Here is a 26,785-nt window from a genome sequence, read left to right on the forward strand (position 1 = left end):
GCGCTCCGCAGGGATAACAGCGCGTAAACCGGAAACCAGTCTATCGGCGGGCGCCGAGCACCTGCTTGCGGGAGATACTATCAATTAAGTGAAATGATCGATGTGGCCTTGTTTTCCGTGCTGCACAAAGCGCAGCTCGGCATCGGCGCACTCAGGGGCATGCAGCAAACAGAATTGCGAGGGCTGCAGGCGCGACCTATGGTGCGGCCCTGTCCAACGCGAGGCCCCGCATGATTACGCCGCTCGATCCCGTCATCGCCCAGATCATTCCGCTGTTGCCGCTGCGCGATCCCGATAACATGACGCCGCAGAGCGCGCGCGACGCGCTGAGCGCGCTGGCAGCTGCACGCGCGGCAGTGCCGCCGCCACCGGTCATGAGCGCGGAAGACATCGAGGTAAAGGGCGCGGCCGGCCAGCTTGCGGCGCGTCTCTATCGCAATTCGACCGGCAAATCGCCGACGGTGGTGTTCTTTCATGGTGGCGGCTGGGTCGCCGGCGATCTCGCAACCCATGACCGGCAGGCGCGGCTGCTTGCAATCGAGACCGGCGCGGTCGTGATATCCGTCGATTATCGACGCCCGCCCGAAGTGCGCTTTCCCGGCGCATTCGAGGACGCGTTCGCGGCCACCAAGGACGTGATCGCACGCATCGCCGAGTTCGGCGGGGATGCTACGCGCGTCGGCGTCTCCGGCGACAGCGCCGGCGGCAACCTGGCGGCGGCCACTGCGATCGCCTGTCGCGACGCCGGGATCAAGCTTGCCGCGCAATTGCTGGTCTATCCCGTCACCGACGTCGTCGGAAATTTCGCCGATGCCAAAGAAAACGCCCGGTTTCCCTCGCGCGCGGAAAACGCCGAAGGCTACTTCCTGTCACGCGCGGTGATGGAATGGTTTTGCGGCCATTACCTCGCCAATCCCTCGCACGGCACCGACTGGCGCGCCTCGCCGCTGCGCGCGAAAAACCTCGCAGGCCTCGCGCCCGCGGTCGTCACCACGGCGTGGTTCGATCCGCTGCGCGACGAGGGCAAGGCCTACGCGGACGCGTTGCAAGCTGCCGGCGTCCCGACCCAATATCACCATGGCGCTGGACTCATTCACGGCTATTTCGGCCTCGGCGAAGCTTCCGAGACCGCGAGACGCGAGGCGCAAGCCGCACGCGCGGATTTCAAGGTATTGCTGGACAAGGGCGCTTGAGAGGCCGAACAAAAATAGCGATGCCGCGTTGCGAGCGTATCCAGAGGTCGCACGATACTCACCTGAGGTTCTAATTCCGATGAATCAATCCACTGGTCCACTCGCTGGCGTCCAGGTCCTCGATCTTACCAGCGTGCTGTTTGGTCCGTATGCGGCGCAAACGCTTGGCGATTGGGGCGCCGAAGTCATCAAGGTCGAGCCCCTGACGGGCGACACGTGGCGATATTCCGGCCAGTTTCGCACCCGCGGCATGAGTGGCCAGTTCATGGCGACCAACAGAAACAAGCGCAGCCTGGCATTGGATCTGAAGCATCCTGACGGCAAGGCTGTGTTGCAGCGCTTGATCGCGAAGGCCGATGTGCTGGTGACCAATATCCGCCCGGCGGCGTTGGCGCGACTGGGCTTTGGCTACGAGGATTGCCAGCAACTCAATCCGCGGCTGGTTTACGCGGCCGCGACCGGCTTCGGGCAGGATGGTCCGTGGGCTGCCCGTCCGGCGTTTGACGAGATCATACAGGCCAGCTCCGGCTTTGCTTCCTCGATGGGCACCGACGAGGAGCCCGCTTTCGTTCCAAGCCTGGTCGGCGACAAGATCTGCGGATTGGTGCTGACAGCGGCGATCTCCGCAGCGCTAGTGCACCGCGAGCGGACCGGCAAAGGACAGATGGTCGAGATACCCATGCTCGAGACCATTGCCGCGTTCAACAGCATTGAAATGCTGGGTGGTCACGCCTTTGTTCCGCCGATCGGTCCTGCCGGCTACAAGCGCATGAAGGAACGGCGCCCCGTACGCACCAAAGACGGCTGGCTTACGATGCTGCCCTACTCCGGCGATAACTGGTGCTCGTTCTTCGAAGCTGTTGGGCATCCCGAGTGTATCGAAGACTTTGCGGTGCGGGATCCGGTAGCACGCGCACACAATATCGACCGCATCTACAAGAGAATGGCCGAGATAGCGCTGACTCGCACAACGGCCGAATGGGAAGAACTGTTGCTGCGGATCGATGTTCCTCACGCCGCATTTGCAAAGGTTACCGAGATCGCGGAGCAACCGCACCTCAAGGCTGTCGACATGTTCGTGACGCTCGACCATCCGACCGAGGGGGAGATACGACAGGCTCGTCCCTCGGCCCGGTTTTCGGAGAGTCCCGCTGCCATCCGGCGCCTGCCTCCCCGGCTCGGCGAACATTCGCGAACAGTCTTGCAGGAGGCTGGCCTGAGCGACGAAGACATCGCTTCGCTGGTCGAAAGGAAGGTAGTGGGAATTCCAACCTAGCTTTTGTCTTGACGCGTCTTCTTTACGCGAACCGGCATCCGGGTCCTATCCGATGCGGCCGGCCAGCCCGGGCAGAAGGGCCAGGGCATTGCCCTGAATGATCTTGTCGCGGTCCGGCGTCGTCAGTTGCGGATAGTCCTCGAACCGGCCTAGGCTCGGCACGATGGTGCTCGCAGGCATCATCGGAAAATCGAAGCCCAGCATCAACTGGGACGCAGGCACCAAATGCCGGATGGCATCGAGCGAGGCCGCTGCGGTCGAAGCCGTCAGGTCGAAATAGAAAGTCGATAGCCCGCTCAATACTTCTTCACCGCTGAGCACGGCGCGATTTGGGCCGGCGCCGAACACCGGTTCCAGAATGCTGATTCGCGAAGCCAGATAGGGCACGGTGCCGCCGCCGTGCGTACAAATCATGCGGATGTCGCCGAAGCGCTTCTTGGCACCGGACAAGATCATGTTGGTGGCCATGCGGGTCGAGTCGAACATGAACTCCAGGATGGCAACGTTGATGCCCATGCTGACCTGTTCGCTGCCGACCGGGGTGGTCGGATGCACGAACAACGTGGTGGCCCGTCGGTTCATTTCGGAAAACCAGCTATCGAAGCGGCCGTCGCCGAGATACACGCCGCCGATATGCGTGCTGCTGGACACGCCGTCCAGTTTCAGGACATCGAGCGCGTAGGCCATTTCCTCGACCGCGGCGTCCATGTCGTCCAGCGGAAGCACCGCGAAAGCGCCAAATCGCTTCGGATGCCGCGCGATGATCGAGGCAAACTCCTCGTTCATGGCGCGGGCGAGTTCGCGCGCCGGCCGGCCCTTCAGAAACGAAGTCGCGCTCGGCCACGACAGAACGCAGGCGACGATGCCGTGGGCGTCCATCATCGCGAGATGGTGTTCGACCGACCATTGCGGAACCGGCGTGCCGGCAATTTGAAGCCGATCGCGCGGAAGGCGCGTGGCCGCGCTGACCGCGTCCAGCCAACGCGGCAACAGCGCGTGCGAGTGGACGTCGACGATGCGTCCGTATCCGGAGACCCGGGCTGCAGATGTATCCGAGCCGGCAGTGGCGGCCAGCGTCGCGCCCGCTACCGAGGTTGATGCCGCCGCCAGAACGGCGCCGAACGCCGCTGTGTGCAACATGTTGCGCCGTGTCTGTCCGTCCGCGCTCCGCATCGCCATCTCGCTTTGCTGCCGTGTTGTCGCTATTGCATTCCGGTCAAGGCGTCGGCCTTCGCAGAACGCGCGTCATCGCCGGCGCCAATGCCCCACGTTCCCAGCGTCTCGACGATTGCCGCTCTGGAGGCCGGCGAGTGGTCGGCCACGGTCCTGGCAAGGTGGCCATCGGGTCTGACCAGCATCGCCGACGTACCTTTAAGTCCGCACAGGGTCAGCCAGTCGGACTCGAACACGAAGCTGTCGTCCAGGATGACCGTCTTTATCGAATCGAGGCCGGAAACTACCGATCGCCAGGCTGCACCGTCCCGACCGGCAAGAAGCGTGAATGAGGTCGGTTCGAGCAGGTCGAGCGTCGACAACCGCTGCTCGCCCCGCGCGAGCCACGCATGCGGCATGCGATCTCCCTCCCGTGCGGAGGGGTCGTATCGTGTCGGCTCGGCCGGTCCACGAACCGGCGGTCCATAGCCATAGCCCAATTGCAAGCCGGGGCTTAGAAAGTGTTCGCGGTGGGTCGCGATCTCCGCGGCAAGTCGGCGTGCATCTGCTGCGCTCACCTGGCCGTCAACGATCGTTTCTTGCGCCAGCCGGAAAAGGTCCGGCAGCCGGTTTGAATTGTGCAGGCTCTGCCGGGTGTTGATCTCCGCGATCGGCCGGCGTTCCCGGTCGTAGCTGTCCAGCAGGGCGCTGTGGCCGGGACTGCGGAGCACGGACGCGATTTTCCAGGCCAGATTATGCGCATCCTGAATGCCGGTGTTGAGCCCGAAGCCGCCGGTGGGCGGAAAGCGATGCGCGGCATCGCCGACCAGCAGAACGGATCCCTGCCGATACGTCGTCGCGACCTGCGCAGCCATCATCCACGGTACAACATGACGAATCCGCAGAACGACATCGTCGCGGCCGATCGCCTTCCTGATCAAGTCGATACAGTGGGCGTCGGAATATTGCTCCCGATCGAATTGCTCCGGCGTGACCCGCGGTGTGTAGACCCAGGTCTGATCGATATCGTAGGCGATGAAGGTCCCCGCCGCCGAGGGATCGAGTATCCAGTAGAGAATTGCGGGCCGATCGCCGACGATGTGACGCAGATTTGCCTCGAAATGAATCGTGACGCGCGGGCGCACCGCAGGAATCCCGTCCATCGGAATGTCGAGAAATTCACGCACGCTGCTGTTGGCTCCGTCAGCGGCGACGAGGTACGCGCTCGAAATCTCGTAGGCTTGACCTCCGTTTTCTATGGTCGAGACCACGCGGCCGTTCTCCGTCCGGCAGCCCGCCCAGGCATGACCCAGGCGATAATCCACATGGTGATTTTCGCTGACCAGGACAGCAAGGGTAGCTTCGAGCTTGGGTTGGGCGATGTTGAGAAGCGGGGTCGGCGTAACCGCGATCGCATCGCATTCGGACACATCAAGTGGAATCTGTCCGAACTCGGTTCCGGCCAACTTGGTCATGAAACGGGAGACTTCCGCGTCACGACGACTTGCGCCACTCCGCCTCAATGCCTCGAGGTCTATCCCGAGCGACCGGAAGATTTCCAGTGAACGAGGATTGACCACGTGCGCCTTGGGCGCGCTGGAGGCGCGTGGCGGCCGGCGTTCAACAACGGTAGACGCTATCCCCTGCTTCGCCAGCAGCAGCGCCATCGTGAGGCCAACGGGCCCTCCGCCCGCGATCAGGACGGGCGCGTCGTGGCCGGGATTGCGATTTGACGGCGCCATCGCCAACTCTCCTGCGACTGTCGCGGCTTCGGTCAATTGGTGCCCGTCACAAAACCGAAATAGGTCCAGCGTGTGCCGTCGAATCGCATCATCTTCATTTGCTTGATCGGGCTGTAGTCGGTCGGGCCGGTGGTGACGGCGATGCCGGGCAGCAGCAGGTCGTAATCGGCATTTTTCAGGTTGCGGGCCTGCTCCATGATGTTCTCGCGCGTGAGATTGTCGCCGCACTGTTTGAGGACCTGGACAAGGCTCTGCGCCACGCTGTAGGCATAGCTGGTGAAGAAGGCATTGTTCATGTCGGCTTCCGGATAGTAGTCCGCCATGAATTTCTTCCATTTCCGCACACCCGGGTCGTCGTCCCAGGCCGGATCGGTCGGATCCTTCATGAAGTTCGAGGAGACGACGCCGATCGAATTTTCCAGGCCCGCGGGCTTGAGCACGCCGCCGACGGAAATCGACGCGAAGGCCAGCACGTTGATCGAGGGTTTCCAGCCCATTTCGACGATACGGCGGATCGCCTGCGCCGCCGTTCGCGGGGTCGCGAAATTCATGAAGGCGTCGGCACCCGACAATTTCAGCGTCGCGATCTGCGAGTCCACCGTCGGGTCTGTCGGATCGTAACCCGCTTCTGCAACGATCATGTCGGCTCGCGGTCCAAGGCCTTCCTTCAGGCCCTTGAGCATGTCCTTGCCGAAATCGTCCTTCTGATAGAGCACGGCGATCCGCGCCGCGGGATTGGTCTCGAGGATGTATTTGGCGTAGAGGCGTCCCTCCATTTCGCTTTGGGGAAACCACGCCATCGTCCATGGGAACCGCTGCGGATCGTTGAACTTCGAGTTTCCCGACGACAGGAATAACTGCGGGACGCGCTTGCTGTTGAGGTAGGTCATGATCGCGGCGTTGGTGGCGGTACCCGCCGACGCGAAGATCATCGAGACCTCGTCGCCTTCGACAAGGCGGCGCGCCTGCTCCACCGTCTTCTGAGGCGAATAAGCGTCGTCATAGGAGACGAACTTGATCTTGCGTCCGTTCACGCCGCCCTGCTCATTGAGCATCCTGAAAAAAGCGGACTGAGTCTTGCCTATCGTGGAGATGATCGCGAGCGGCCCACTGTAAGGCACGATGTTTCCAATCGCGACCTCCGTTGCGCTGGTGCCCGGTCCATACTGAGCTTCGGCGACAGCGGCCGACGCCATCGAGACAATCGCGCAGACAAGTGACGACGCGATAAGCCAACCGTTCCTCATGATATCTCCTCAAATTTTCGTCCCGTTACGCCTGCACGCATGGATCAGTCGGAGAATACGGGTATGACCTTTCGCGACCTGATCTTCCAACCGCTTGCTTCCTTGCGAAAACTGTCTTGGACATCGCAGACCAAAATCGGTCTTGCCGGCTTGCCGGCATCGTCCGATCGATACAGCGTCAAAATCCAGGTCACATCGACGGTCGCATCCGACGACATGGATAACCTCAAATTGGAGATCACATGTCGCGACGTCCGGCCGGTCATGTCGGCGCGCCGCTTGAGGCCCTGCGCGATGGCTTCGATGCCGCTCGCGGTAACGCCTGCAATGGATTGCTCCGCGTCTTGCGTGAAGAGAACGGCAGCATCCTGGGCTCGGCCGTGATCGATAAGCCAGGACCACTCCACAAGGACGGATTCAATCTCGCGCCGGGTCTGGATGTCATGCATGTCGATCACTGCTATCTCTCTGGCGCGAGGCCGAAGCCGAGGCGAACCGGCGGCTAGTTGCGGTTCGGAAGGCCGCGCGGCCCGATGTTGGGGCGCTTCTTCAATTCCGTCTCTGGGACGCCGTTGCGGAATTTCGCGGCCAGATCGTCGGGCTCGAAATCCACCCCGATCGGGTTCTCGGCGAACTCGCCGGATCTGAACCAGGTATCGACCTCGTCATTGCTGTCGAAATTGTCGATCTGCAGCTCAACGGAGTTGCCGTCCGGATCGCGGTAATACATCGATGTCGTCGGCCCGTGGTTGACGCAGTGCGACGGTCGCACGCCGGAGTCGCGAAGCCGCTCATAGTTGGCGATCAGATCGTCCAGGGTCGCGTAGGTGAAGGCGACGTGATGCAGGCCCGAGGACTTTCCGCTGTTCGGTTCGAGGCCCGGAATCTGGATGAAGGCGATCCGGTGATGTTCATCGTCATAGGTCAGGAACCCGATGAAGTCATTTTGGAAGACAACGCGAGCATCGAGCAGCTGACCGTACCAAGCCATCAGCCTGCTCTTGTCGGCCGTTTTAAACACAATATGCGCCAATCGATCCGGGGTCATTTTTCGCCCGCCCGTGTCCGGCATCCCTTGCTGGATGGATTGTCCGCCCATGATGGCCTCCTTTGCTGATGGATCAACGAATGAAAGATCCGATTGAATCGGCTTCAACGTGTGCTTCGATATGTCCGATGCGATCAATCTCGACACGCACGACATCGCCGATTTTGAGCCACGGCTTTCCCGGACGAAATGCCGCCACCCCGCCGGGCGTGCCGGTCGCGATCACATCGCCCGGCTCCAGCGTGAATGCCGTCGAAAGCTGTTCGATCAGGGCGGCGCTGTCGAAGATCAGGTTTTTCGTATTGGAGGATTGCCGAACTTCGCCGTTTACAAACGTCTTGATGTCGAGGGCAACCGGATCCGGCAGCTCGTCGGGCGTGGCGATCACGGGCCCGATCGGGCAATGCGTATCCCACGATTTTCCCATCATCGCGGTGGGCGCCCGAAACTGCCAGTCCCGCAACGACAGATCGTTCAGGATCGTGTAGCCGGCAATCACCTGGGACGCCTGCGCCGCGCTGACGCGGCGACACCTGCGTCCAATCACCACGGCAAGCTCGGCCTCGTAGTCAAGCTGGTCCGATTCGGGCGGCAGGAAAACCGGGGCATAGGGCGCGTGGGCCGAGGTCGATTGCTTGTTGAAGAAGACCGGGCGCTCCGGAAGCTTGGCGTTCTCGCCGCCAACTTCGATGGCGTGGTCACGGTAGTTCAGGCCGGTGGCGAGAATCTTCGGCGGACGCAGAATCGGGCTTTCGATCGTCACGCTCGACCAGGCGATCGTCGCGGGCGACTGCGCCAGTACCTCGCGCGCGCGCGCCAGCGCCGCCTCACCGCATTCGAGAAACGCCACCATTTCACGCGGCAAATCGGGAGCGGCAACGTTGAGGTCGATGATCGCCTCGCCTTTCAGCACGCCGATCCGCGTTCCGGCGCCATCCGTGAAAGTGAGAAGCCTCATGTGTCTCCACCCATTGGCCGGACGATCGACGATGGCCTGCAAATTTTGCGGTGCGACATTCGATCGATTGAATTGGCCGCTTGGGGAAGGTCGGTAACACCTGCTTGTCGGCTGTGGTAATACAAAGAGCTGATAGGGTTATGCGGATTTCGTTCACCTGAAGCGCCGTGGCGCGCGCAAATCTGGATGTCATGAAGACCAGCGCTGGGCGGACTGATGCTGTCGTCGCTCGGACGGTCCGCATGTTGTCTACAATTGGGATACGGACTCGATGCCGAGATTACTGAACACTCACGGGCTTGTGGCGTTTCTCACCGTCGCCGAGCAGGGCAGCATCAACGCCGCGGCGGAATTCCTTCACGTCTCGCAACCGGCATTGACGCGAACGATCCGGGAACTGGAGGAGCAGCTCGGAGCCCGGCTGTTCGACCGCAATGCGAAAGGCGTGACCCTGACCGACTTCGGACACGGCATCGTCGGGCATGCGCGCAGGCTTCGCGCGGAACTGGAATTGATCGAGCGCAACGCGCAATCGCACCGGGCCGGGAAGCGGCGCCATATGTCGATCGGAGCCGTCCCCATTCATCCGATCGCGCTGGTCGCCAAGGCCCTGGCCGACCTGCATGAGAACGAGAACGTCGCGATCAACATCGTGATCGGATCGCAGGCCGAAATGATCGATCTGCTGAAGGCCGCCAAGATCGAGATGGTGCTGGGACCGCTGGTCACGCACAAGGACAGTACCGGGCTGATCCAGGAAACCATCAATCACGAAGAGACCGAATTCTACTGCCGGCCGGACCATCCGCTTGCCCAAAAGGCGAATCCCGGCCCGCAGGACCTTGGCGCCGCCAAGTGGATCCTGGGAGGGCGCGACACCACGCTCCGCGCGCGAATCGATGAACACTTCGCAAGATTTGACGTCATCCTGGACGTCCCGCTGGAAATCGAAGACGTGGCGCTCCGGCGCTCGATCGTCGCGCAATCCGACCTGGTCTCGGCGTTTCAAACCCACCATGTGTTCAACGAGGTGAGGTCCGGCACGCTTGCAAGGATTTGCTATGCCCGAACCCACGAAGGGCAGCCGGTCGGCTGCATCCGAATTTCCGACCACACCGACCTTTCACGCAGACTGATCGATCTGTTGCGGCACAATTATGAGTTGGCCGCAGCAGAATAGCGGATAGCTTCGCGTCCGGCCCGACGCCGGCCCAGGCGCGTCAGCGCACCGGCGAGATTCCGGTCATGGTCAGAAATCAGAACGGAGAGAGCTGCATGCCCGCTCAGGCTGGACACATTTTTGGTTGGCGATCCCGGCATGACTCGAACATGCGACCTACGGTTTAGGAAACCGTTTTATGCTTGTTTGTTCAGGCACTTACATGCCGCGTGCAATGGTGCTGCGCGCGTGGCGCGACGTTTGAGGCACGGCCCCCCGGTCACTCCACACGGAATCATGACGATCATTGTTTCGCTCGTTAGAAACTACGAAACGGCGCGCTGAACATTTGGGAATGTCATTCTCAAGCACGCCCCTCCGGATGGCCCATCGACAACTTCAGCGCTGCCACCGTGCAGATACATTATCTTCTGCACGAGATCGAGACCCAGGCCCGCGCCTCGCCCGCCCTGTTGCAGGCGGTAGAACGGCTCAAATATCTGCTCACGCTCCGCGACCGGAATGCCGCCTCCGTCATCGCAGACCTCGATCCATCCGGCACGCGCCACGCGAACCATGATTGTGCCACGACGGCCGCCGTGGTCGATGGCGTTTTGCACAAGGTTGGTCAATGCCCGCTCGAGAGAGGTCTGATCGCCTTTTACCACGATGTCTTCATCTTCTGGTTCGAAGGACATTTCGTAGCCTGCAGCGAACGCGAGCGGCGCCAGATCAAGGACAACACGCCGGGCGATGCCGACCAGATCGACCGGGACAAACCGGTCGCATTGTTGATCGAGCCGTTGAAGATCAAGAAGCTGCCCGGTCAGCACTGTCAGGCGGGTGGCGTCTTCAAGCAGCCGCGTTTTCTCCGGCCCCGTCGGAAGCGAAGAGACCCGCGTCGTCAGAATGGCGATCGGGGTTCGAAGCTCATGCGCCGCATCGGCCAGAAAGCGCTTGTGACGCTCGTAGCCCTTGTCGAGGCGGCCGAGGGCGTCGTTGACCGCCTTGACTAGCGGAATGATCTCGGTTGGGACTTCTTCCACAGACAATTGTACGCCGCGGCGGTCGATGTCGATCCGTTCAGCTTGCGCGGCCGCTTGCCCCAGTCCCACCATGGCTCGGCGAACCACGAACGGCGTCGCGACGAGTGTCGCAAACGCCATCAGCCCGATAATCGGCAGCATGAAGTTCAGGAACACAGGCGGCGCGACCGCGATGACCCTGCCAACCGAGATACGCCCCTGCGTTCCCGTCAGGATTTGAACGCTCCCGGCCCGGGTATCAACCCATTTGACGAGCCCCGCCAGCGGCGACGTTTGTCCCGCCGTCCATGAGAGCCGCGCCTCCCTGACCTGGTCAAGCGCACCGGCGATCGACACAAAGTCCGGCGGCACGGTGCCCTCCGAGAGGCGATGCCCCTGCGCGTCCCGGACGACGAACCACAGGTCGGAAATTTCCGATCGCAGATTTGCGAGTTCCGGCGTCGGGCGCAGCGTCAATCCGCCGTCAGCATCGCGTTCCACCGCCTCCTTGAGCACATCGAGGGTGCTGCCCTCATAGTCTTCGCCCAGAACGCCGCTCCACCACAATGCCGCGACGACCAGCAGGACGAGCACGATCAACGCGCTCAGCACGGTCGCCTGCAACAGCACCAGGCGCCCGACAAGGCGCCATCTGAGGGATCGCGGCCGCAGCAAGGTCATGGCGTATCACGCAGAAGGTATCCGACGCCACGGATGCCGTTGATCGTTACCCCGGCGTCTGCATCTGCGAGCTTGCGGCGCAGTCGCGAGATGTGGGAGTCGAGCGCATTGGGCTGAACCTCGTCGTCAAGGCCAAAGACCGCTTCCATCAGGGAAGCCCGCTGCACCATTCGTCCCATGCGACGCATCAGGGCTTCCAGCACCAGCAACTCGCGACGCGGCATTTCCAGCGCCTTTCCCTCGATACTCGCCTCGCGATGCGTAAAGTCGAACGAGATGCGCCCGACCCGCACAATATCGGATTGCATACCAGCCGGCCGACGCAAGAGAGCCCGCAACCGGGCCAGCAGTTCCTCGAAGGCAAACGGCTTGGCGAGATAATCGTCCGCACCGTTGTCGAGGCCGGCAACCCGGTCGGCGAGATCACCGCGGGCGGTCAGCACGAGCACCGGCACGACGTTGCCGCTGGCGCGCAGTTTCGGAATAAGAGACAGACCATCGCCGTCCGACAACTGACGATCCAGCACCACGACATCGTAGTTGCCATCCGCGGCGATTACTTCAGCCTCGGACAGGTTGAGTGCGTGATCGACGATCATATCATGCCGCGTCAGGGCGGCACGCAGGGCAGCGACCATTTCCAGGTGGTCTTCCACCAACAATACGCGCATCAGCTAGATCCCCCGCCTCGCCACACCCGGCTCTTCCGTCTTACGCAATCCATTCTATCGACCTTCCATTGCGGCAACCTTGCACCGGAACTCCGCGGACGCCGTGCCAATTATTTTCTTCAGAGCGCATGCGCGACAGGTTCCCGCAATCTAGCCATGAGACACAGCGCCCCGTCGGCCGGACCGGGCGATTTCCACCCTGTCACCGATCGGTATCGCTCTACGGCTCGGCCGTATGCCCTCTTCCACAGCAAATGCGAATGCGCCACCTGAAAGAGACAAATGATTTTGAGATCGAACGACGACCCTGAACCCGGCCGCGCCCTCATCGCGATGGATAACCGATATGCCGGCCGCTGACATTCTGCCGTTCCTGCTTTCCTGGATTCGCAATCCACTGCGGGTCGCCGCGGTGGCGCCATCGGGCACCGCCGTTGCAACACTCATGACGCAGGAGATCACGGCGAAAACGGGGCCCGTCATCGAACTTGGCCCAGGCACCGGTCCCTTCACATATGCGCTGCTGGAGCGCGGTGTGCGGGAGCAGGATTTGACGTTGGTTGAATTTGCCTCCGATTTCGTTCGGTTGTTGCACGCACGCTTCCCGCACGCCCGCGTGTTCTGGATGGACGCTACCTGGCTGGAGAAGTACCGGCTGTTCGAGAACGCACCGGCCGGCGCTGTGGTCAGCGGCCTCGGGCTGCTCACGATGCCGCCCCACAAGGTTGTCGCCATCCTGAGCGGCGCGTTCAGCTACCTGCGTCCGGAAGGCGCCTTCTATCAGATCACCTACGGTCCGCGCTGCCCGATCGCAGACAGCATTCTCGATGACCTCGATCTCCAGGCAACCTGCATCGGCCACACATTGCTCAATGTGCCTCCGGCCTCCGTGTACCGCATCACCAGGCGCAAGCCGACCACAACCTGAGGCATTATGGAAAATTCGAGCACCATCGCAACACTGCTGAGCTTCGGCCTCGCGGGAATCGGCTGCCTGGCCATCGTCGAGAAATTCGTTCCGCTGTTTCCGTCCTACGTCCTGCTGATGTTTCTCGGAATGACCGTCTCCGATAGCACAACTCTCACCATGACGATCATGGTGACCACAGTCGGATCAGTCATCGGAGCCGTCGGCTGGTACGGACTTGGCAGGGCTCTGGGATCACAGCGAATCGAGAATTTGGTCGCTCGCTACGGGAAATTTATTTTCCTCCGACCCTCGCTCTATGGACAACTAACGAGCGCCTACCGCAGCAATCACTTTTGGGTAACGCTGATCGGCCAGACCCTTCCGACCGTGCGGATCTATTTGGCTTTGCCGGCTGGCGTGCTCAAGCTCGAGCCCCGGGCATTTCTCGCCGCCACGTCGCTCGGCACGCTGACCTGGAACACGCCATTCCTGAGCCTCGGATACGCATTGCGCGGCAGCAGTCACGATCCGGTCAGCATCGGCTTTTGGGTGGCGGTAACCCTCATTGCGGCAGAATTCGCCATCCTCCTGGGATTTCGCTTTTGCAAAAGGCCCGTCGCGGTTTCTTCCGGGATAGCTGCGGGCGAACGCAAGAGCAGCATCTGAACGTCACTGAAATTGATCGGGCCCGACATCGCATGCTCGATCGCACTGATCCCATCCCTGCGGAGTAGTTTGCATGAGAGCTTCCTTATCCCGCTTGAGGCCCAGCGCTGACGCTCTTGAGCGCACAGCGGCCACAGCCATGGTTCTTTTTTCGAGCTACAAGCTTGCGCCCTTTCTCGCTGATGGCCAGCGCCGGGGGGCCGGTTTCACATTCGTCCTCTTGATCGCGAGTATTTGCTGGCTGCGCTCGGCTCTCAAGAGGCAAGCCAGCCGCGACGCAACCAAGGCCATTATCAGCTTCGCAGCATTGACCGCGACGATGGTCCGGCGCGACAAGGTTGGTGAATACCCCGGCAATGGCTGCAATGAGTTCGCGAGCAGGAATGCCGCCGTCGATACAGGCAAGGCGCCGCCATCAAAGGAAGCCCAATCCCAGGCCGTCACCAAAATCAGAACTCTTTTTATCTCCGACGTACATCTCGGCACCAAGGGATGCCAGGCCGACCTGCTGATCGAATTTCTTGGCAGCTACGATGCCGCCACCGTATTTCTCGTCGGTGACATCGTCGATGGCTGGTACCTGAAGTCGAACTGGTACTGGCCGGAGATGCACAATGATGTCCTGCAAAAGCTGTTACGCATGGCGAATGAAGGAACGCGCCTCGTCTACGTTCCCGGCAACCACGATGAATTCCTGCGCGATCATGTCGGTTCAACGTTCGGCGGCATCGAAATAGTCGCGCACGCGATCCACAAGGGCGCTGACGGCCGGGACTATCTGGTCATCCATGGCGATCAGTTTGATCTCGTCGTCAACCACGCGCGCTGGCTCGCCGTTCTCGGGGATTGGGCTTATCGGGCCGCGCTGACTTGCAACAGGCATCTCAATTTCGTGCGCCGCCACCTGGGCTTCACCTATTGGTCGCTGTCTGCCTGGGCGAAACTGAACGTCAAGAACGCCGTCAACTATATCGGCCGCTTCGAGGAGATGCTGTCAGCCGAGGCGCATCGGCAGGATGCCCAGGGGGTGATCTGCGGTCATATCCACCATGCCGTCATGCACGACGACTTCGGCGTGCGCTATATCAACGCGGGGGACTGGGTGGAATCCTGCTCGGCCGTGGTCGAGCATGACGATGGCCGCTTCGAGATCCTGCGATGGGTCGGGCCGCGGTTGCATCCCCTGACAATCGAGACGCCGTCGAGCCCTCCGGCAAAGGTCGCGGCATAATGCGCGTGCTGGTCGCGACCGATGCTTGGCGTCCTCAGGTAAACGGGGTCGTTCGCTCGCTGGAAAATCTGGCGACTGAGGCGCCTTCATTCGGCGCCGATATCACCCTCCTGACACCCCAGGATTTTCCAACGGTGCCGTTGCCCGGCTATCGCGAAATACAGCTTGCCTTGCCGTCGCCCGGCACCGTCAAACGCGCCATCGCCGCGGCGCGACCCGATTCGGTGCACATCGCAACCGAAGGTCCCATTGGTTGGGTCACCCGGTCTGTGTGCCGGAGAGAAGGCTATCCCTTTACGACGAGCTACCACACCCGCTTTCCAGAATATCTTGCAGCTCGGCTGCCCGTGCCGCTGGCGTGGAGCTACTCTGCATTGCGACGCTTTCACAACAGCGGCGCCGGCATCATGGTCGGCACGCCGACGCTTGAGCGCGACCTAAGGGCTCGGGGATTTTGCAAGCTCATGCGGTGGTCGCCGGGCGTCGACGCCGACGTTTTCCGCCCGCGCCCTGATCGTCCGCTCGCATTCCCCAAGCCGGTTTTTTTGTTTGTCGGCCGCGTTTCCATTGAGAAAAATATCGCGGCCTTTCTGGCGCTGGATCTGCCCGGCTCGATGGTCGTTGTTGGCGACGGGCCGTTACGCGCGAAGCTGGAAACAGAGTTTCCGAACGCCCATTTTCTCGGCGTCCGGAGTGGGGAAGCGCTTGCCGAAGTCTATGCATCAGCTGATGTCTTCGTCTTTCCAAGCCTTACCGATACTTTCGGTATTGTTCTGCTCGAAGCTTTGGCCTGCGGCCTGCCGGTTGCAGCATTTCCGGTCATGGGGCCGCTCGACGTGATCGACCGGTCAGGATGCGGCCGCCTCGACATGAATCTGCAACGCGCCGCTATCGGCGCATTGGATATCTCGCGCCAACAATGCCGCGCCTATGCGCTGAATTTTACGTGGCGGGAAAGCGCCCGCCAGTTTCTCGATAACATCCGACACGCGCATGGCATGTGATCGCTCGCCTCCGTACGTGCCCGTTTTTGGAGTTTCCTTAAACTGCGGCGCGCGCAGTTAGATCATCCCGTTGCTCTTGAAACGTGGCTGGCAAAGGCCCCATTTATGGAGCGTTTCGAGGTAGGACGTTGGCGATCCCGGGATGACTCGAACATCCGACCTACGGTTTAGGAAACCGTCGCTCTATCCGGCTGAGCTACGGGACCGCGAACCCGGCCAAAGCACGGGTATCGCGAATTCCATACCAGAGCGGCGGCCTGATCGCCAGCCTCTGACGTCAGGTCCGCCTCCCCGGTATTTGCCCGCATTATCTGGCCGTATCGTCAGACCAGCCCGACGAACCGCAGCATATCCCATAGGGTAATGGTATCGGCACCGGGTTTGACAACGGACGTCCACGTCCCCGGGGCGACGTTGAAACCGGATTCGGGATCATCATCGAGAATCGCAAACAGCACCTCGAGCACGATCCGTCCTCCAACCGGCCCCAACTGGGTTCCTGCATCCGAATCCTTGTCGATCACCGTCTTGCCGTCTTTCACCTTGGTCGCGTAACTGCCGTCCGCCTTGGCGAGGTTGGCCTGCCCTTCAGCCAGCAAATACAGCCACAGCGGCGTGTGGGCTTCGAGGGCCTTCGCATCGGCAGCCGGCATCCCCGGCATGTCCTTGAACGCGAGCAGCCCCTCGCCGAACTTCAGCGGCGGATGCTTGGCGACGCCGAGCACCCCGGCGATGTCCTGTCCGGACGGCAGGTTGAAATTATAGCCGCGCTTGAGGTTGCGGGCGGCCAGCGAGCGGAACGGGGCCGGCGCCGATCCAGCGATACGCGGCGGCAGCATCGCCAGCGGATCCACCAGGCTAGTGTCGATCTTGTAGGCATATTGCAGGCGGTGCTTGTCCGCCGGAACGTCCTGCCCGCCGACCTGCGACGGATTGCTGCCCTTGGTCCCAGGCGCCAGCTGATCGGTAACGAATAGCGACCAGTCGATCCTGTGGTCTTCCGGCAAGTCGCCGAAGCCGACGAGACTTTCGGCGGAATCGTCCGAACCGTTGAATATCTTTTGTTGAAAACCCTGGTTCAGCCGATAGGCATTGCGGATTCCCGAATGTCCGAAGCGGTAGGCCGCGCCGGTAAATTCCATTGGCAGGGCGTTGCGCATGACGCCCTTCTTGTAGAGCTTGTATGCGGTGTCGCGGTTCGTCTTATGGGCCTGCACAAACGGATCGTAAACCGACTTGTGGACCACCCGTTTGAGGAAATCCGTGACGACGATCTTCTGGTAGGTGAAGCGCACCTCGCGCTGCGCGGCGCGGAACAGCGCATTTCCCGACAAGCCCTGCTGTTTGAAATGCGCGATCATCGCGTTGTGAAATTGAAGAAACGCCAGTTGAAGCTGGCAGACGATGGAATTCTCATCGTTGCGCGGGTCGCCGATGATGGCCCTGTGGCTTAGCGGATCATCGGGCTTGAAGCGCATGGCCGAGCGAGGCAAATCGAACGGCTTGTCCTGATTGGTGGCAAGACGCCCGTCCTCGTCGTACATGTAAGGCGCCGAGGTGGGACTGAGGCCATAGAGGCAGTCCATGTCGAGGCGCGGCGTGCGCTCGTCGTCAGGGAAACTCGAAAGTCCGGGCGTTATCGTTTCGAGCGTGGACCGGGTATCGAAGGTCAGGTCGTGGTCGACGAATTGACCGAAGTAAGTATAGCCGGCTGGGACATAGGGGTTTTCCTCATCGTCCGGGGTATCGCTGGCATCATCGAGCCCCTGATCGATCGCGTCGGCAATAATGCCGATCACCGTATCGGGGTCGGATAGCTTGAGCGGCTTGTAGTCCGTGTCTTTCTTCAGCAACCTGGAAAAGTTACTCTCTTGAGAGCCTTGGCCGCCGTGGCCGCCTTGCAACTGAACATCGATCATGGCCGACATGTCCGCTACCTCTCACTTGATATCCTGTTTCACCAAAAGACAAGAAAGCGATCCGCCGACACTTGAGTGTTGCACCAACTCCTGTGGTTGAAGGTGATTTATTTCACAATCTGGGAGGGATTTTCGCATCCGGACAGCCGTCGTTGCGGCACCGTCCCGCAAATGGCGCGCGGCTGCACAGCATCCGCTATGCGCCAACCATCTCGACGGCCTTGATCAATCGACGCGCATCGTGCCCGCGCGCTATTTCCCCGCCAGCTTCACCGAGGCAAAAATCCTGGTCAGCGCGGCGGCGTGCTTGTCGAAGGCGGCCGGCGGGCCCCATTGCGCAAGCTGGATGAAGCGGTTGTTGCCGATGGCGACGGCCCTGATCTTGACGGTTCTGGGCTCGCCGTTATCGGCGATCGCCGAATATACCGATTCCGTCGAGTCGATGCCTGCAAAGGTGTTGGTGCTTTCCCTGACGCCGGCCTGATCGATCTTCAACCCGTTGCGGGTGAGCGCCTTCAGCGCCTCGGCCTTGACCGCGGCGACGTCGGCCTCCTTTTCGACGGTGAGCCAGAAGAAGATCGCGCGATCGGGCGACGCCGTGTCGATGGTGTCATCGGACAGGTTGGGATTCCAGGAATCCGGCACCTCGATCGAGATCGCGGTTGCACCTTCTTCGGGAATTTTGAAGACGCCGGCCTGCGCCAGGCCCGCCAGAAAAACGGTCAGGAATCCCGCCAAGCCGATCGCAAACAGAAGCCGCCGCATCGAACCATTCCCACTGAAACTGCCATCGAAATCAGATGCCGCCGACCTGCTGGCGAACGGTGGCGCTTTAGCAGGACTGGCGGGCCGTCGCCAAGCGCGCGTCGGTGCGAACCGGATTGACTGATTGTTGCCACAATGTGGCTGCGCTGCTTTCGTCCGCCCAGATCGGCACCATCGGGCGTCTGCCGCGACAACGTACGTAAGCCGCATCTTTCATCGTTGAATTTACTCAGCAATTTTTGACGTGGCCACATTGTTGTTCCGGCGGTCATATCCGCGAAACATCCCTGCGGGAAAACAAAATGGTTTCGGGGTGACAAGCCCTGTCAAAATGATGACAATCGACTCACTCAAGTTCCTCTGCAAGTTCCCGCGAAAACTCGACTTGATTCGACTTACTTAATTCGACTTGGAGAATATCGTCCGTGATCGCCTCACGACCATCGGCGCTGTTTGTTGCCGCCATTGGAACCTTTGTCGTGCTGACTCCGGTGCGCGCCCACGCGCAGTGGTGGCGAAGCGCGCCGGCCGATTTCGAGGCCTGCGCCGACGTGGCCGAGAAAGCCAAGACCAAGGAAGACAGGACGGCGGCGCTCGCCGAGTGCAACGCCAAATTCGCCGGCCGCCGCAAGCCGGGTGGCGGCTACACCTATTACGATTTCATGCAGGACCGGACCTTCGATATCGCCGGTCCCAATCCGACGCCGGAAGAGCAGAAGAAGATCGACGAGCAGTATACCATCTATCTCGAGCGGGAGCGGCGCAACAGCATCGCCGCGGCGCTGATGGCCAAGCAGCAACAGCAGCAAGTGCAGCAGGTCTCGCTGCGGACCGAACAGGAACCCTCGCGCACGGAATCCACAAAGGTACCGGTGCCAGTGGCGAGCCCGGTCAAACAAGCTGCGCGCATCAAGGCGGCCAACTGCGCCAGGAGTTCGTTCTCCTGCGATTGGCCGCGGCTTTCGGAGAGCATCAACGACCTGAAGAAGCTGTTCAGCTCGACGCCGAACAAGCAGAAGAAGTCCTGACACGCTTTGTCATTCCGGGGCGATGCGCAGCATCGAACTACGATGTGCAATTGCACATCTGAGAATCTCGAGATTCCGGATTCGCTTCGCGCCCCGGAACGACGCCGACAACTTCTGGATTCCGGGTCTGCGCTGCGCGCATCCCGGAATGACAGCAGAGAACAACGACGCCAATCCGTCAGCCCCATCGCCCAGAATTTCCGGTACGACGATTTCGGATCGCAGACAAAGGCGACGCCGATGCCTTCAACCGGCAAAATCCGGACAACCGGCATTTCGCAATTGATTGCGCGCGCCGATGAGGTGATCGAATGAAGCGGCGACATCAGCTTTTGGTCACGAATAGGACCTGGGGCAGTCGTCGCCGTATGTCCGTTATTGGGGTATGGCAGACGTCCTATTTCGGGGTCGTGAGGACGCCTTTGACCCACACCGGATGCTGGGGCCGATCAATCTATTCGAACTTGTCCATCCGATGGCCGCGCGATTCCGGTTAGCCTCCGAGGCTGGAAGTGGTAGATTTCGAGCTACAGAATTGCCGACCAGATCATTGTGAAACCACTGGGAGCATCCAATGGAGTCATATGTCAGACTGGGAATCGCAATATTGCTGGTTGCTACAAGTCCCGCCAATGCCCAGCAAAAGGTGGAGATCAGCGGCCAGAGCGCAAAGATCAAGCTTTCTCAAGTCATCACTGGTCACCTTGACGAACTGAATGGAAAATTCCAGTTGCGAGTCAGTGAGGCGACCTTCGAACCAGGCGGATTTGTCGGTGCGCATCATCATGCAGGGCCGGGAATTCGCTGCATCACGGTCGGCGAACTCAATTACGTGGGTTCTGAAGGAACTAAAATCTACAAAACCGGCGATTGCTTTTTTGAGTCAGGTGATATGAGCCATACCGCCAACAATAGCACCAACGGACAAGTCAAGTTCCTGAGTTTTGAAATCTTGCCGGCATCGTTGCAGGGCGGATCGACCATACCGGTGCCGGCGACAAAGTAGCAAATCGAATTGCGAAGGCACGAAAGTGGCACTTGACCGCGTGATCGAATGACGCGTGTCACTTCCGGGTCTGGCACTTACAGCCCATGCGCCTTGCGATAGGCGCTGACCGCGCCGGCATAGTCGGCGGCGTTCGCCGCAGCCGGCAAGGCAAGGTTGAGGCAGAGCGCGAGAAAAAACGGCCCCACCGCGGATCGCGCCGGCATTGAAATCATCAATGCGCAGGCGTTTTCTTGCCGCGATGCGGCTTAGCCGGTGTGACGCCCGGCGCGACCGGCGGCTGGACCGTTGATGTCGCCGCCCGTTGTTCTTGTAAACGCGCGTCATAGCCCGGCGACGGCGTTACCGTCGGCGGCGCGGCATGGGCCGGGACCAGAGAGACCCACCCGGCAAGGGCAACAGCCGCCAGAGGCACAAGGCTCGTCCGTGTCATACCACTTCTCCCATCGAACGTTGGTGACCTTCGCGCCTGATCGGCGCCATTTCAAGGCGTGCTTGTATCAATCCGTCGCCCGTATCTGCTCGGGCGTCAAACCGGGTGACCCCTTGGCCGCAAGCTCCGCGCGCCGGATCAGTTCCACGACCCGGCGCGAGACCGGCACGTCGAGACCGCGCCGATCGGCAATTTCGGTGATGACGCCCTGCAGATAATCGATCTCGGTGCGGCGGCCGCGCTGCAGATCTTCCCACATCGACGAGCGCGCCTCGGGATCGATCTTCATCGTTCGCCCCAGCAAGGCTTCGAAGATCGCATCCGGCAGACGCAGCAGTGGCGGCATCCAGGGCGCCGGGATCGGCGTCGGCGATACCGGGTGGATACCCTCGGCGCGGATCGCCATCAGGCCTTCCGCCATCTGATCGGCAAACAGCCGGCGCCAGGGCCGCTGCGCGAGCTGCCGGCGCAGCGGCAGGTCAGCCAGCGCGTTGAGCGCGTTGTTGAGATTGACCAGCAGCTTGCCCCATTGCACGCCGTCGATGTTGTCGGTCGGACGCATTTTCAGGCCGGGCACCGACAGTTTGTCCGCGGTGCGCGCGTCATCCTGCTCGACGACGATATCGCCCGACGTGGCGCGATGAAACCGCCCCTCGCCGGCCGCAACCACGTTGAACGGCACCATGCCGCGGAGCACGCGCCGGCCCGGCAAGCGGTTGCGCAACACGGCGGCATTACCGATGCCGTTCTGCAGGCTGACAATGACGACGTCGGGTGGCGCGTTTCGCGCGATGACATCGGCCATCTCGGCGGTATCGGCGCTCTTGACCGTGACCAGCACCACGCCGCAGTCGTTAAAAATGGAAGGATTTTCCGATAGCGCGAACCGGCTGGCGGCGATGGTCTGATCGGAGCCTTCAAAGCTCGTCAGCCGTTGGCCTCGATCTCTCCGATTACGCGCGGTCGCGCCAGCAGCGCGACACGGCGGTTAGCGGCCGCCAGCATGCCACCGACGAAGCAGCCGATGCTGCCGGCCCCTGCGACACCGATGGTACGGCCCGAATTCATTCGCCATTCATCCCCGTTGCGCCAGGTTCTAAATTGGAGCTTCGATAGCAGAACGGCCGGCCGGTGCCTATTGAACGGGCCGGGTGCTTTCCAGCCGCGCCTTGTAACCGTCATGGGCCACCGTTATGTTTCGCATGCGGGGGCTGTAAGGCTTGAGGAGACGACTATGGGTTTACTCGACGTACTGAACGGCATGCAGAACGGCCCGCGTGGGCCCAGCGCTCCAAGCGACCCATCCGACAAAAGCGGTATGTCGCCGATGACGATGGCTATCCTGGCGCTGCTGGCCTGGAAAGCCGTCAAACATTTCGGCGGCAGCCAGCCTGGTGCGGCGCCGACGCAGGCTCCTCCGGCCAAATTGCCGGGCAACGTGACCGCCAGCCTGCCCGGCGGCGGCGGCCTCAGCGATGTCCTCAAGGGCGGACTGGGCGGCCTGCTCGCGGGTGGCGCAGCCGGCAGCGTGATCAGCGGCGGCCTCGGCGACCTCCTGAACCAGTTTCAGCAGAAGGGCCATGGCGACACCGCGAGCTCCTGGGTGAGCAACGGCCCCAACAAGCAGATCTCGCCCGGCGATCTCGCCAACGCGCTCGGCGCCGACCAGATCGACTCGCTTTCCGCGCAGAGCGGCATGTCGCGCGACGAACTGCTCAAGGGTCTCAGCCAGTATCTGCCCGATGCGATCAACCACCTGACACCGGACGGACGGCTGCCGAACGACAGCGAAGTATCAGGCCGGATTTGACGCTGCGAGTGCGCGGCGCTGACCACGCCGCGCCGCATCACCCTTCAGCACCTTACAAAGGACGACAGACATGAGCGGCATTCTCTGGATCATCATCGTCGGCTTCATCGCAGGGATCATTGCCCGGTTGCTTTCACCGGGTCCGAACAATCCGAGCGGGTTCATCCTGACCACCGTGCTCGGCATCGCCGGCGCGTTCCTCGCGACCTTCATCGGCCAGGCGATCGGCCATTACGGCCCCGACCAGGGCGCCGGCTTCATCACCGCCACCATCGGCGCGCTGCTGGTGCTCTTCATCTGGAACCGGCTGGTGGCCCGCGGCGTGATTCCCGATATGAACAGGTGACGGCGATTAGAGTTCGTCATTCCGGGATGGTGCGTTAGCACCAGACCTCAGGGGTGCAATTGCACCCTGGGGAATCTCGAGCTTCTCAGATGTGCAATTGCACATCGTAGTTCGATGCTACGCATCGCCCCGGAATGACGGAGTGTCTACAGCACCAGATGCATTCCCGCATCCATGCGCACGAATTCACCGGTCATGTTGCTCGACGCCGGCGACGCGAGGAAGCACACCAGTTGCGCGATGTCTTCTGCCGTTGACGCCACCTTCAGCGGCACCTTCGCCACCACGGCGTCGCGCACTGCCTTGGCACCGGCCTCGCCGCGGCCCTTGGTGAACCAGGGCGTATCGATATAGCCGGGGCACACCGTGTTGACGCGGATCAAGGGCGCCAGCGCGCGCGCCAGCGACTGGGTGATGGTGTTGAGCGCGCCCTTGCTGGCGGCATAGGCAACCGACGAACCACCGCCCGAGATGCCGGCGACCGACGACACGTTGACCACCGCGGACGGTCGCCCGGATGCTTTCGCACCGGCCTCGAGCTGGGCACGCGCGGCGCGGATCATCTGGAACGGGCCGATGGTGTTGACGGCATAGATGCGCTGGAAATCTTCTGCCGTCAGGCCGTCCATGTTGTCATGCGGCACATGCTTGGTGGTGCCGGCATTGTTGATCAGCACGTCGAGACGGCCCCACCCCGCCGCGGCCGCCGCGATCTTCTTGCAATCTTCATCGCGCGAGACGTCGCCCTGCACCACGATGACTTCGGCACCGGCCTTGCGGCAGAGATCGGCGGTCGCTTCGGCCTCGGTCTTGCTGTTGGAATAATTGACGACGATGCGCGCGCCGCCCTTTGCCAGAATGGCCGCGGTCGCTGCCCCGAGGCCAGAAGCAGAACCCGTTACGATCGCGTACAAACCATCCTTCGACATCCGCATTTCCTCTTGTTGTTTTGAGCTGCTTTGAACGGCCCGTTGGTGGGGTCTGGACCTACCATATCGCGCGGCAAAGCACCTGCAAATCCAAGAAGTTCCGCTCAGCGGAATTTATTCTTTGCCTGATAAACTGCATGCCGCCCCCGCAGGTGGCTCTGCGGAGAGCGCTTGTCAGGGCTATGGCTTTTGCCCATCAAAAAGCGCAAGAAAAGACCGCACCGAGACATCGACCGGGACCCGGCGAAAAGCCGGCCCGAACTGTGCCAATCAAAATGAGGAACGCTGTGGCGGAGAGTGAGAACATTGTTGCCGAGACCGCGGAAAAGATTTTCGCCGATCTGGCCGATGCCCAAACCATCAATCGCGACAAGAAAGGCGACTGGAAAGCCCCGCTCTGGAAGGCCCTGACTGAAGCCGGTCTGCCGCTGGCCTGGGTGCCGGAAGATTGCGGCGGCTCGGGCGCGAGCCTCGCCGAAGGTTTTGGCGTCTTGAGCGCTGCCGGACGTTTCGCGGTCGCCGTGCCGCTCGCCGAAACCATGCTGGCGGGCTGGCTGCTGGCGCAGGCCAAGATCTCCTCGCCCGACGGCGAAATGACGGTCGTGCCCGCAAGTCCGAAGGACCGCATCACCATCAACAGCGATGGCACCCTGTCGGGCAGAGCCCGCGGCGTGCCGTTCGCGAAAGCCGCAAAGCACATCGCGGTGCTGGCCAGCGGTAACGGGGGCCTTCAGATCGCGCTGGTCGATGCCGGCAAGTGCCGGATCGAGGCCGGCATCGGTCTCGGCGGCGACAACTCCGATACCGTGACGCTCGACAAGGTCCAGCCGGTCGCGATCAAGCCCGCACCGAAGGGATTTGACCAGACCCAGTTGATGCTGATGGGCGGCGTCGCGCGGTCCCTGCAGATCGCGGGCGCGCTGGAATCGATGCTGGAAATTTCGGTGCGCTATTCCAACGAGCGCGTCGCCTTCGAGAAGAAGATCTCGAAATTCCAGGCGGTGCAGCACAACCTGGCCCGGCTGGCCGGCGAGTCGGCGGCGGCATTGGCGGCGGCGACGTCGGCCGCGGACGCCATCGCCAACGCGACCGCTTTCAACGACGAGGTGTTCCTCGAAGCGGCGGCGGCAAAAATCCGCTGTTCGGAAGCGGCCGAAAAGGGCGGCGGCATCGCCCATCAGGTGCATGGCGCGATCGGTTTCACCAACGAGCACATCCTGCATCGTTATTCGCTGCGCGCGCTGGCGTGGCGCGACGATTTCGGCTCCGAGAGCTACTGGGCGGTCGAGCTCGGCAAGCTTGTGGCCAACCGCGGCGCCGACGAATTGTGGCCGCTGGTCGCCTCACGCTGATTCACAACCGTTTGCCTGCCTAGAAGTCGAGATCATTCAATGACCGCAGCCCTCCGTTTCGATCCGATCCGCTTGCCGCCCGAATGCGAACAGTTGCGCAAGGAAGTGCGCGCGTTCCTCGCCGAGGAAATCGCCGCCGGCACCTTCGATCCGCACAAGCCGAACCGCGAAGACACCGACGTGCCGGAGTTCTCGCGCAAGGTCGGCGCCAAGGGCTGGCTCGGCATGACCTGGCCGAAGAAATATGGCGGCCATGAACGTTCGTTCCTCGAGCGTTACGTCGTCACCGAGGAAATGCGCGTCGCCAACGCGCCGACGCGGCGCTTCTTCGTCGCCGACCGCCAGAGCGGTCCGGTGCTTTTGAAATACGCGCCCGAGAGCATCAAGATGGACATCCTGCCGCGCATCTGCCGCGGCGAAGTCTGCTTTGCGATCGGCATGAGCGAGCCGAATTCCGGCTCGGACCTGTTCGCGGCAAAAACCCGTGCCACCAAGACCGATGGCGGCTACCTGATCAACGGCACCAAGATCTGGACCTCCTCGGCTCATATCGCCGACTACATGATCGCGATCTTCCGCACCTCGCCGCCGACCAAGGAAAACCGCCGCCACGGCCTGACCCAGTTTTTGGTCAAGATGAAGCAGCCGGGCATCCAGGTGAACCCGATCGGCCAGATCACCGGGCAGTACGAATTCAACGAAGTCGTCTTCACCGACCATTTCGTGCCCGACGATCACGTCCTCGGTGAAGTCGACGGCGCCTGGAAGCAGGCGACCAGCGAACTCGCCTATGAGCGTTCGGGACCGGAGCGTTTTCTGGAAACCTACTACGTGCTGACCGAACTGGTTCGCGCGGTCGGCAAGAATCCGGATACCCGCAGCGCCGAAGGCATCGGCCGCCTGGTCGCGCAGTTGCACACCATGCGCCGGATGTCGGTGTCGGTGGCGGGCATGCTGCAGGCCGGCAAGGAGCCGGTGGTCGAGGCCTCGATCGTCAAGGACATCGGCACGGTGTGGGAGCAGGCGCTGCCGCATCGCGTGCGTGATCTGGCGGCGTTCGTCGAGGAAACCGCCACCAACCGCGAGACGCTGGAAGATCAATTGTCGTTCGCGATCAAGACCGCGCCGAAGCTGACGATCCAGGGCGGCACCACCGAAGTATTGCGCGGCATCATCGCCCGCGGGCTTGGCCTGCGCTGACATCGCAAGCTTCGCCTTCAATCAATTCAAACGA

The 26,785-nt window shown here is 61.6% G+C and carries 25 protein-coding genes, 2 tRNA genes and 1 pseudogene; 13 read left to right on the forward strand and 15 right to left on the reverse strand.

Translation table 11 applies throughout. The features are described 5' to 3' along the window. The first annotated feature begins 230 nt into the window (after window positions 1-230). Together FFI89_RS33140 and FFI89_RS33145 are read left to right on the forward strand one after the other, a co-directional pair. A complete protein-coding gene (locus tag FFI89_RS33140; RefSeq protein WP_138831646.1) occupies window positions 231-1,193 on the forward strand; it encodes an alpha/beta hydrolase in 963 nt (320 codons plus the stop codon). Between the two features lie 133 nt (window positions 1,194-1,326). Then, a complete protein-coding gene (locus tag FFI89_RS33145) occupies window positions 1,327-2,469 on the forward strand; it encodes a CaiB/BaiF CoA-transferase family protein (RefSeq protein ID WP_246669330.1) in 1,143 nt (380 codons plus the stop codon). Between the two features lie 45 nt (window positions 2,470-2,514). Here FFI89_RS33145 and FFI89_RS33150 read toward each other — a convergent pair whose 3' ends face one another. From FFI89_RS33150 to FFI89_RS33175, 6 genes are all read right to left on the reverse strand, one after another. Further along, window positions 2,515-3,642 carry an amidohydrolase family protein gene (locus FFI89_RS33150; protein WP_168213127.1) on the reverse strand — a complete coding sequence of 376 codons (1,128 nt, stop codon included), beginning with the start codon at window positions 3,640-3,642 and terminating at the stop codon, window positions 2,515-2,517. A 29-nt stretch (window positions 3,643-3,671) separates the two neighbouring features. Next, a complete protein-coding gene (locus FFI89_RS33155) occupies window positions 3,672-5,363 on the reverse strand; it encodes an FAD-dependent monooxygenase (protein ID WP_138831648.1) in 1,692 nt (563 codons plus the stop codon). A gap of 32 nt (window positions 5,364-5,395) precedes the next feature. Beyond that, window positions 5,396-6,610 carry an ABC transporter substrate-binding protein gene (locus FFI89_RS33160; RefSeq protein WP_138831649.1) on the reverse strand — a complete coding sequence of 405 codons (1,215 nt, stop codon included), beginning with the start codon at window positions 6,608-6,610 and terminating at the stop codon, window positions 5,396-5,398. 44 nt (window positions 6,611-6,654) lie between these two features. Then, window positions 6,655-7,059, reverse strand: coding sequence for a nuclear transport factor 2 family protein (locus tag FFI89_RS33165; RefSeq protein WP_210249052.1), 405 nt, complete (start codon window positions 7,057-7,059; stop codon window positions 6,655-6,657). Window positions 7,060-7,112: 53 nt separating this feature from the next. Next, window positions 7,113-7,601, reverse strand: a complete 489-nt coding sequence (locus tag FFI89_RS33170) for a VOC family protein (protein ID WP_246669331.1) — start codon at window positions 7,599-7,601, stop codon at window positions 7,113-7,115. 130 nt (window positions 7,602-7,731) lie between these two features. Then, window positions 7,732-8,616, reverse strand: a complete 885-nt coding sequence (locus tag FFI89_RS33175; RefSeq protein WP_138831651.1) for a fumarylacetoacetate hydrolase family protein — start codon at window positions 8,614-8,616, stop codon at window positions 7,732-7,734. A gap of 271 nt (window positions 8,617-8,887) precedes the next feature. Between FFI89_RS33175 and FFI89_RS33180 the strand changes: the two genes are divergently transcribed. Beyond that, complete coding sequence (locus tag FFI89_RS33180; protein WP_138831652.1) at window positions 8,888-9,796, forward strand: LysR family transcriptional regulator; 909 nt, start codon at window positions 8,888-8,890, stop codon at window positions 9,794-9,796. 125 nt (window positions 9,797-9,921) lie between these two features. On the opposite strand, the gene FFI89_RS34655 is transcribed toward FFI89_RS33180, so the two are convergent. The 3 genes from FFI89_RS34655 to FFI89_RS33190 form a co-directional block, all read right to left on the reverse strand. Beyond that, window positions 9,922-9,998: transfer RNA gene (locus FFI89_RS34655), tRNA-OTHER, on the reverse strand. A gap of 103 nt (window positions 9,999-10,101) precedes the next feature. Continuing rightward, window positions 10,102-11,481, reverse strand: coding sequence for a HAMP domain-containing sensor histidine kinase (locus tag FFI89_RS33185; protein ID WP_138831653.1), 1,380 nt, complete (start codon window positions 11,479-11,481; stop codon window positions 10,102-10,104). Then, a complete protein-coding gene (locus tag FFI89_RS33190) occupies window positions 11,478-12,152 on the reverse strand; it encodes a response regulator transcription factor (protein WP_138831654.1) in 675 nt (224 codons plus the stop codon). Before FFI89_RS33190 ends, FFI89_RS33185 begins: the two co-directional genes overlap by 4 nt. Before the next feature lie 346 nt (window positions 12,153-12,498). On the opposite strand from FFI89_RS33190, the gene FFI89_RS33195 reads away from it, so the two are divergent. From FFI89_RS33195 to FFI89_RS33210, 4 genes are all read left to right on the forward strand, one after another. After that, complete coding sequence (locus FFI89_RS33195) at window positions 12,499-13,080, forward strand: class I SAM-dependent methyltransferase (RefSeq protein ID WP_138831655.1); 582 nt, start codon at window positions 12,499-12,501, stop codon at window positions 13,078-13,080. Window positions 13,081-13,086: 6 nt separating this feature from the next. After that, window positions 13,087-13,728 carry a DedA family protein gene (locus FFI89_RS33200; RefSeq protein ID WP_138831656.1) on the forward strand — a complete coding sequence of 214 codons (642 nt, stop codon included), beginning with the start codon at window positions 13,087-13,089 and terminating at the stop codon, window positions 13,726-13,728. A 319-nt stretch (window positions 13,729-14,047) separates the two neighbouring features. Further along, window positions 14,048-14,959: a UDP-2,3-diacylglucosamine diphosphatase gene (locus FFI89_RS33205; RefSeq protein WP_138835940.1), complete on the forward strand. Its 912-nt coding sequence runs from the start codon at window positions 14,048-14,050 to the stop codon at window positions 14,957-14,959. Next, window positions 14,959-15,963, forward strand: a complete 1,005-nt coding sequence (locus FFI89_RS33210; RefSeq protein WP_138831657.1) for a glycosyltransferase family 1 protein — start codon at window positions 14,959-14,961, stop codon at window positions 15,961-15,963. The genes FFI89_RS33205 and FFI89_RS33210 overlap by 1 nt, the downstream gene beginning before the upstream one ends. Before the next feature lie 129 nt (window positions 15,964-16,092). On the opposite strand, the gene FFI89_RS33215 is transcribed toward FFI89_RS33210, so the two are convergent. The 3 genes from FFI89_RS33215 to FFI89_RS33225 all read right to left on the reverse strand — a co-directional run bounded on the left by FFI89_RS33215 (window position 16,093) and on the right by FFI89_RS33225 (window position 18,647). Further along, window positions 16,093-16,169, reverse strand: a tRNA-Arg gene (locus FFI89_RS33215). A gap of 117 nt (window positions 16,170-16,286) precedes the next feature. Then, window positions 16,287-17,891 (reverse strand): peroxidase family protein, encoded by a 1,605-nt coding sequence (locus tag FFI89_RS33220; protein ID WP_138831658.1) that lies wholly within the window; start codon window positions 17,889-17,891, stop codon window positions 16,287-16,289. Window positions 17,892-18,134: 243 nt separating this feature from the next. Then, window positions 18,135-18,647: a hypothetical protein gene (locus FFI89_RS33225; protein WP_138831659.1), complete on the reverse strand. Its 513-nt coding sequence runs from the start codon at window positions 18,645-18,647 to the stop codon at window positions 18,135-18,137. Between the two features lie 416 nt (window positions 18,648-19,063). On the opposite strand from FFI89_RS33225, the gene FFI89_RS33230 reads away from it, so the two are divergent. Further along, window positions 19,064-19,675, forward strand: coding sequence for a hypothetical protein (locus tag FFI89_RS33230; RefSeq protein ID WP_138831660.1), 612 nt, complete (start codon window positions 19,064-19,066; stop codon window positions 19,673-19,675). A gap of 574 nt (window positions 19,676-20,249) precedes the next feature. Further along, on the forward strand, window positions 20,250-20,681 hold the full coding sequence (locus FFI89_RS33240; RefSeq protein WP_138831661.1) for a cupin domain-containing protein: 432 nt from the start codon (window positions 20,250-20,252) through the stop codon (window positions 20,679-20,681). 77 nt (window positions 20,682-20,758) lie between these two features. Here the strand turns inward: FFI89_RS33240 and FFI89_RS35290 are convergent, their stop codons facing one another. Both FFI89_RS35290 and FFI89_RS33245 read right to left on the reverse strand, forming a co-directional pair. After that, window positions 20,759-20,887 (reverse strand): hypothetical protein, encoded by a 129-nt coding sequence (locus FFI89_RS35290; RefSeq protein ID WP_256379167.1) that lies wholly within the window; start codon window positions 20,885-20,887, stop codon window positions 20,759-20,761. A gap of 294 nt (window positions 20,888-21,181) precedes the next feature. Beyond that, window positions 21,182-22,182, reverse strand: a pseudogene (locus FFI89_RS33245) (2-dehydropantoate 2-reductase). 166 nt (window positions 22,183-22,348) lie between these two features. On the opposite strand from FFI89_RS33245, the gene FFI89_RS33250 reads away from it, so the two are divergent. Together FFI89_RS33250 and FFI89_RS33255 are read left to right on the forward strand one after the other, a co-directional pair. Further along, window positions 22,349-22,924 (forward strand): YidB family protein, encoded by a 576-nt coding sequence (locus tag FFI89_RS33250; RefSeq protein WP_138831662.1) that lies wholly within the window; start codon window positions 22,349-22,351, stop codon window positions 22,922-22,924. 70 nt (window positions 22,925-22,994) lie between these two features. Continuing rightward, window positions 22,995-23,270, forward strand: coding sequence for a GlsB/YeaQ/YmgE family stress response membrane protein (locus FFI89_RS33255; protein WP_138831663.1), 276 nt, complete (start codon window positions 22,995-22,997; stop codon window positions 23,268-23,270). 146 nt (window positions 23,271-23,416) lie between these two features. On the opposite strand, the gene FFI89_RS33260 is transcribed toward FFI89_RS33255, so the two are convergent. Continuing rightward, window positions 23,417-24,199, reverse strand: a complete 783-nt coding sequence (locus FFI89_RS33260) for an SDR family NAD(P)-dependent oxidoreductase (protein ID WP_138831664.1) — start codon at window positions 24,197-24,199, stop codon at window positions 23,417-23,419. A gap of 287 nt (window positions 24,200-24,486) precedes the next feature. Here FFI89_RS33260 and FFI89_RS33265 point away from each other — a divergent pair, with 287 nt between their 5' ends. Beyond that, window positions 24,487-25,551, forward strand: a complete 1,065-nt coding sequence (locus tag FFI89_RS33265) for an acyl-CoA dehydrogenase family protein (RefSeq protein ID WP_138831665.1) — start codon at window positions 24,487-24,489, stop codon at window positions 25,549-25,551. 39 nt (window positions 25,552-25,590) lie between these two features. Then, the gene (locus FFI89_RS33270; protein WP_138831666.1) at window positions 25,591-26,751 is read left to right on the forward strand and encodes an acyl-CoA dehydrogenase family protein; all 1,161 of its coding nucleotides are present in this window, start codon (window positions 25,591-25,593) and stop codon (window positions 26,749-26,751) included. Window positions 26,752-26,785: the final 34 nt, after the last annotated feature.

The sequence above is a fragment of the Bradyrhizobium sp. KBS0727 genome, from assembly GCF_005937885.2.
Taxonomy (GTDB): Bacteria; Pseudomonadota; Alphaproteobacteria; order Rhizobiales; family Xanthobacteraceae; genus Bradyrhizobium.

Coding starts and splice junctions, on each gene's coding strand:
- FFI89_RS33140 (WP_138831646.1), top strand. CDS start 231: ATGATTACGCCGCTCGATCCCGTCATCGCCCAGATCATTCCGCTGTTG.
- FFI89_RS33200 (WP_138831656.1), top strand. CDS start 13,087: ATGGAAAATTCGAGCACCATCGCAACACTGCTGAGCTTCGGCCTCGCG.
- FFI89_RS33170 (WP_246669331.1), bottom strand. CDS start 7,601: ATGGCTTGGTACGGTCAGCTGCTCGATGCTCGCGTTGTCTTCCAAAAT.
- FFI89_RS33185 (WP_138831653.1), bottom strand. CDS start 11,481: ATGACCTTGCTGCGGCCGCGATCCCTCAGATGGCGCCTTGTCGGGCGC.
- FFI89_RS33190 (WP_138831654.1), bottom strand. CDS start 12,152: ATGCGCGTATTGTTGGTGGAAGACCACCTGGAAATGGTCGCTGCCCTG.
- FFI89_RS33160 (WP_138831649.1), bottom strand. CDS start 6,610: ATGAGGAACGGTTGGCTTATCGCGTCGTCACTTGTCTGCGCGATTGTC.
- FFI89_RS33150 (WP_168213127.1), bottom strand. CDS start 3,642: ATGCGGAGCGCGGACGGACAGACACGGCGCAACATGTTGCACACAGCG.
- FFI89_RS35290 (WP_256379167.1), bottom strand. CDS start 20,887: ATGCCGGCGCGATCCGCGGTGGGGCCGTTTTTTCTCGCGCTCTGCCTC.
- FFI89_RS33195 (WP_138831655.1), top strand. CDS start 12,499: ATGCCGGCCGCTGACATTCTGCCGTTCCTGCTTTCCTGGATTCGCAAT.
- FFI89_RS33180 (WP_138831652.1), top strand. CDS start 8,888: ATGCCGAGATTACTGAACACTCACGGGCTTGTGGCGTTTCTCACCGTC.
- FFI89_RS33260 (WP_138831664.1), bottom strand. CDS start 24,199: ATGTCGAAGGATGGTTTGTACGCGATCGTAACGGGTTCTGCTTCTGGC.
- FFI89_RS33255 (WP_138831663.1), top strand. CDS start 22,995: ATGAGCGGCATTCTCTGGATCATCATCGTCGGCTTCATCGCAGGGATC.
- FFI89_RS33205 (WP_138835940.1), top strand. CDS start 14,048: ATGGTCCGGCGCGACAAGGTTGGTGAATACCCCGGCAATGGCTGCAAT.
- FFI89_RS33220 (WP_138831658.1), bottom strand. CDS start 17,891: ATGTCGGCCATGATCGATGTTCAGTTGCAAGGCGGCCACGGCGGCCAA.
- FFI89_RS33165 (WP_210249052.1), bottom strand. CDS start 7,059: ATGCATGACATCCAGACCCGGCGCGAGATTGAATCCGTCCTTGTGGAG.
- FFI89_RS33175 (WP_138831651.1), bottom strand. CDS start 8,616: ATGAGGCTTCTCACTTTCACGGATGGCGCCGGAACGCGGATCGGCGTG.
- FFI89_RS33210 (WP_138831657.1), top strand. CDS start 14,959: ATGCGCGTGCTGGTCGCGACCGATGCTTGGCGTCCTCAGGTAAACGGG.
- FFI89_RS33270 (WP_138831666.1), top strand. CDS start 25,591: ATGACCGCAGCCCTCCGTTTCGATCCGATCCGCTTGCCGCCCGAATGC.
- FFI89_RS33250 (WP_138831662.1), top strand. CDS start 22,349: ATGGGTTTACTCGACGTACTGAACGGCATGCAGAACGGCCCGCGTGGG.
- FFI89_RS33225 (WP_138831659.1), bottom strand. CDS start 18,647: ATGCGGCGGCTTCTGTTTGCGATCGGCTTGGCGGGATTCCTGACCGTT.
- FFI89_RS33155 (WP_138831648.1), bottom strand. CDS start 5,363: ATGGCGCCGTCAAATCGCAATCCCGGCCACGACGCGCCCGTCCTGATC.
- FFI89_RS33240 (WP_138831661.1), top strand. CDS start 20,250: ATGGAGTCATATGTCAGACTGGGAATCGCAATATTGCTGGTTGCTACA.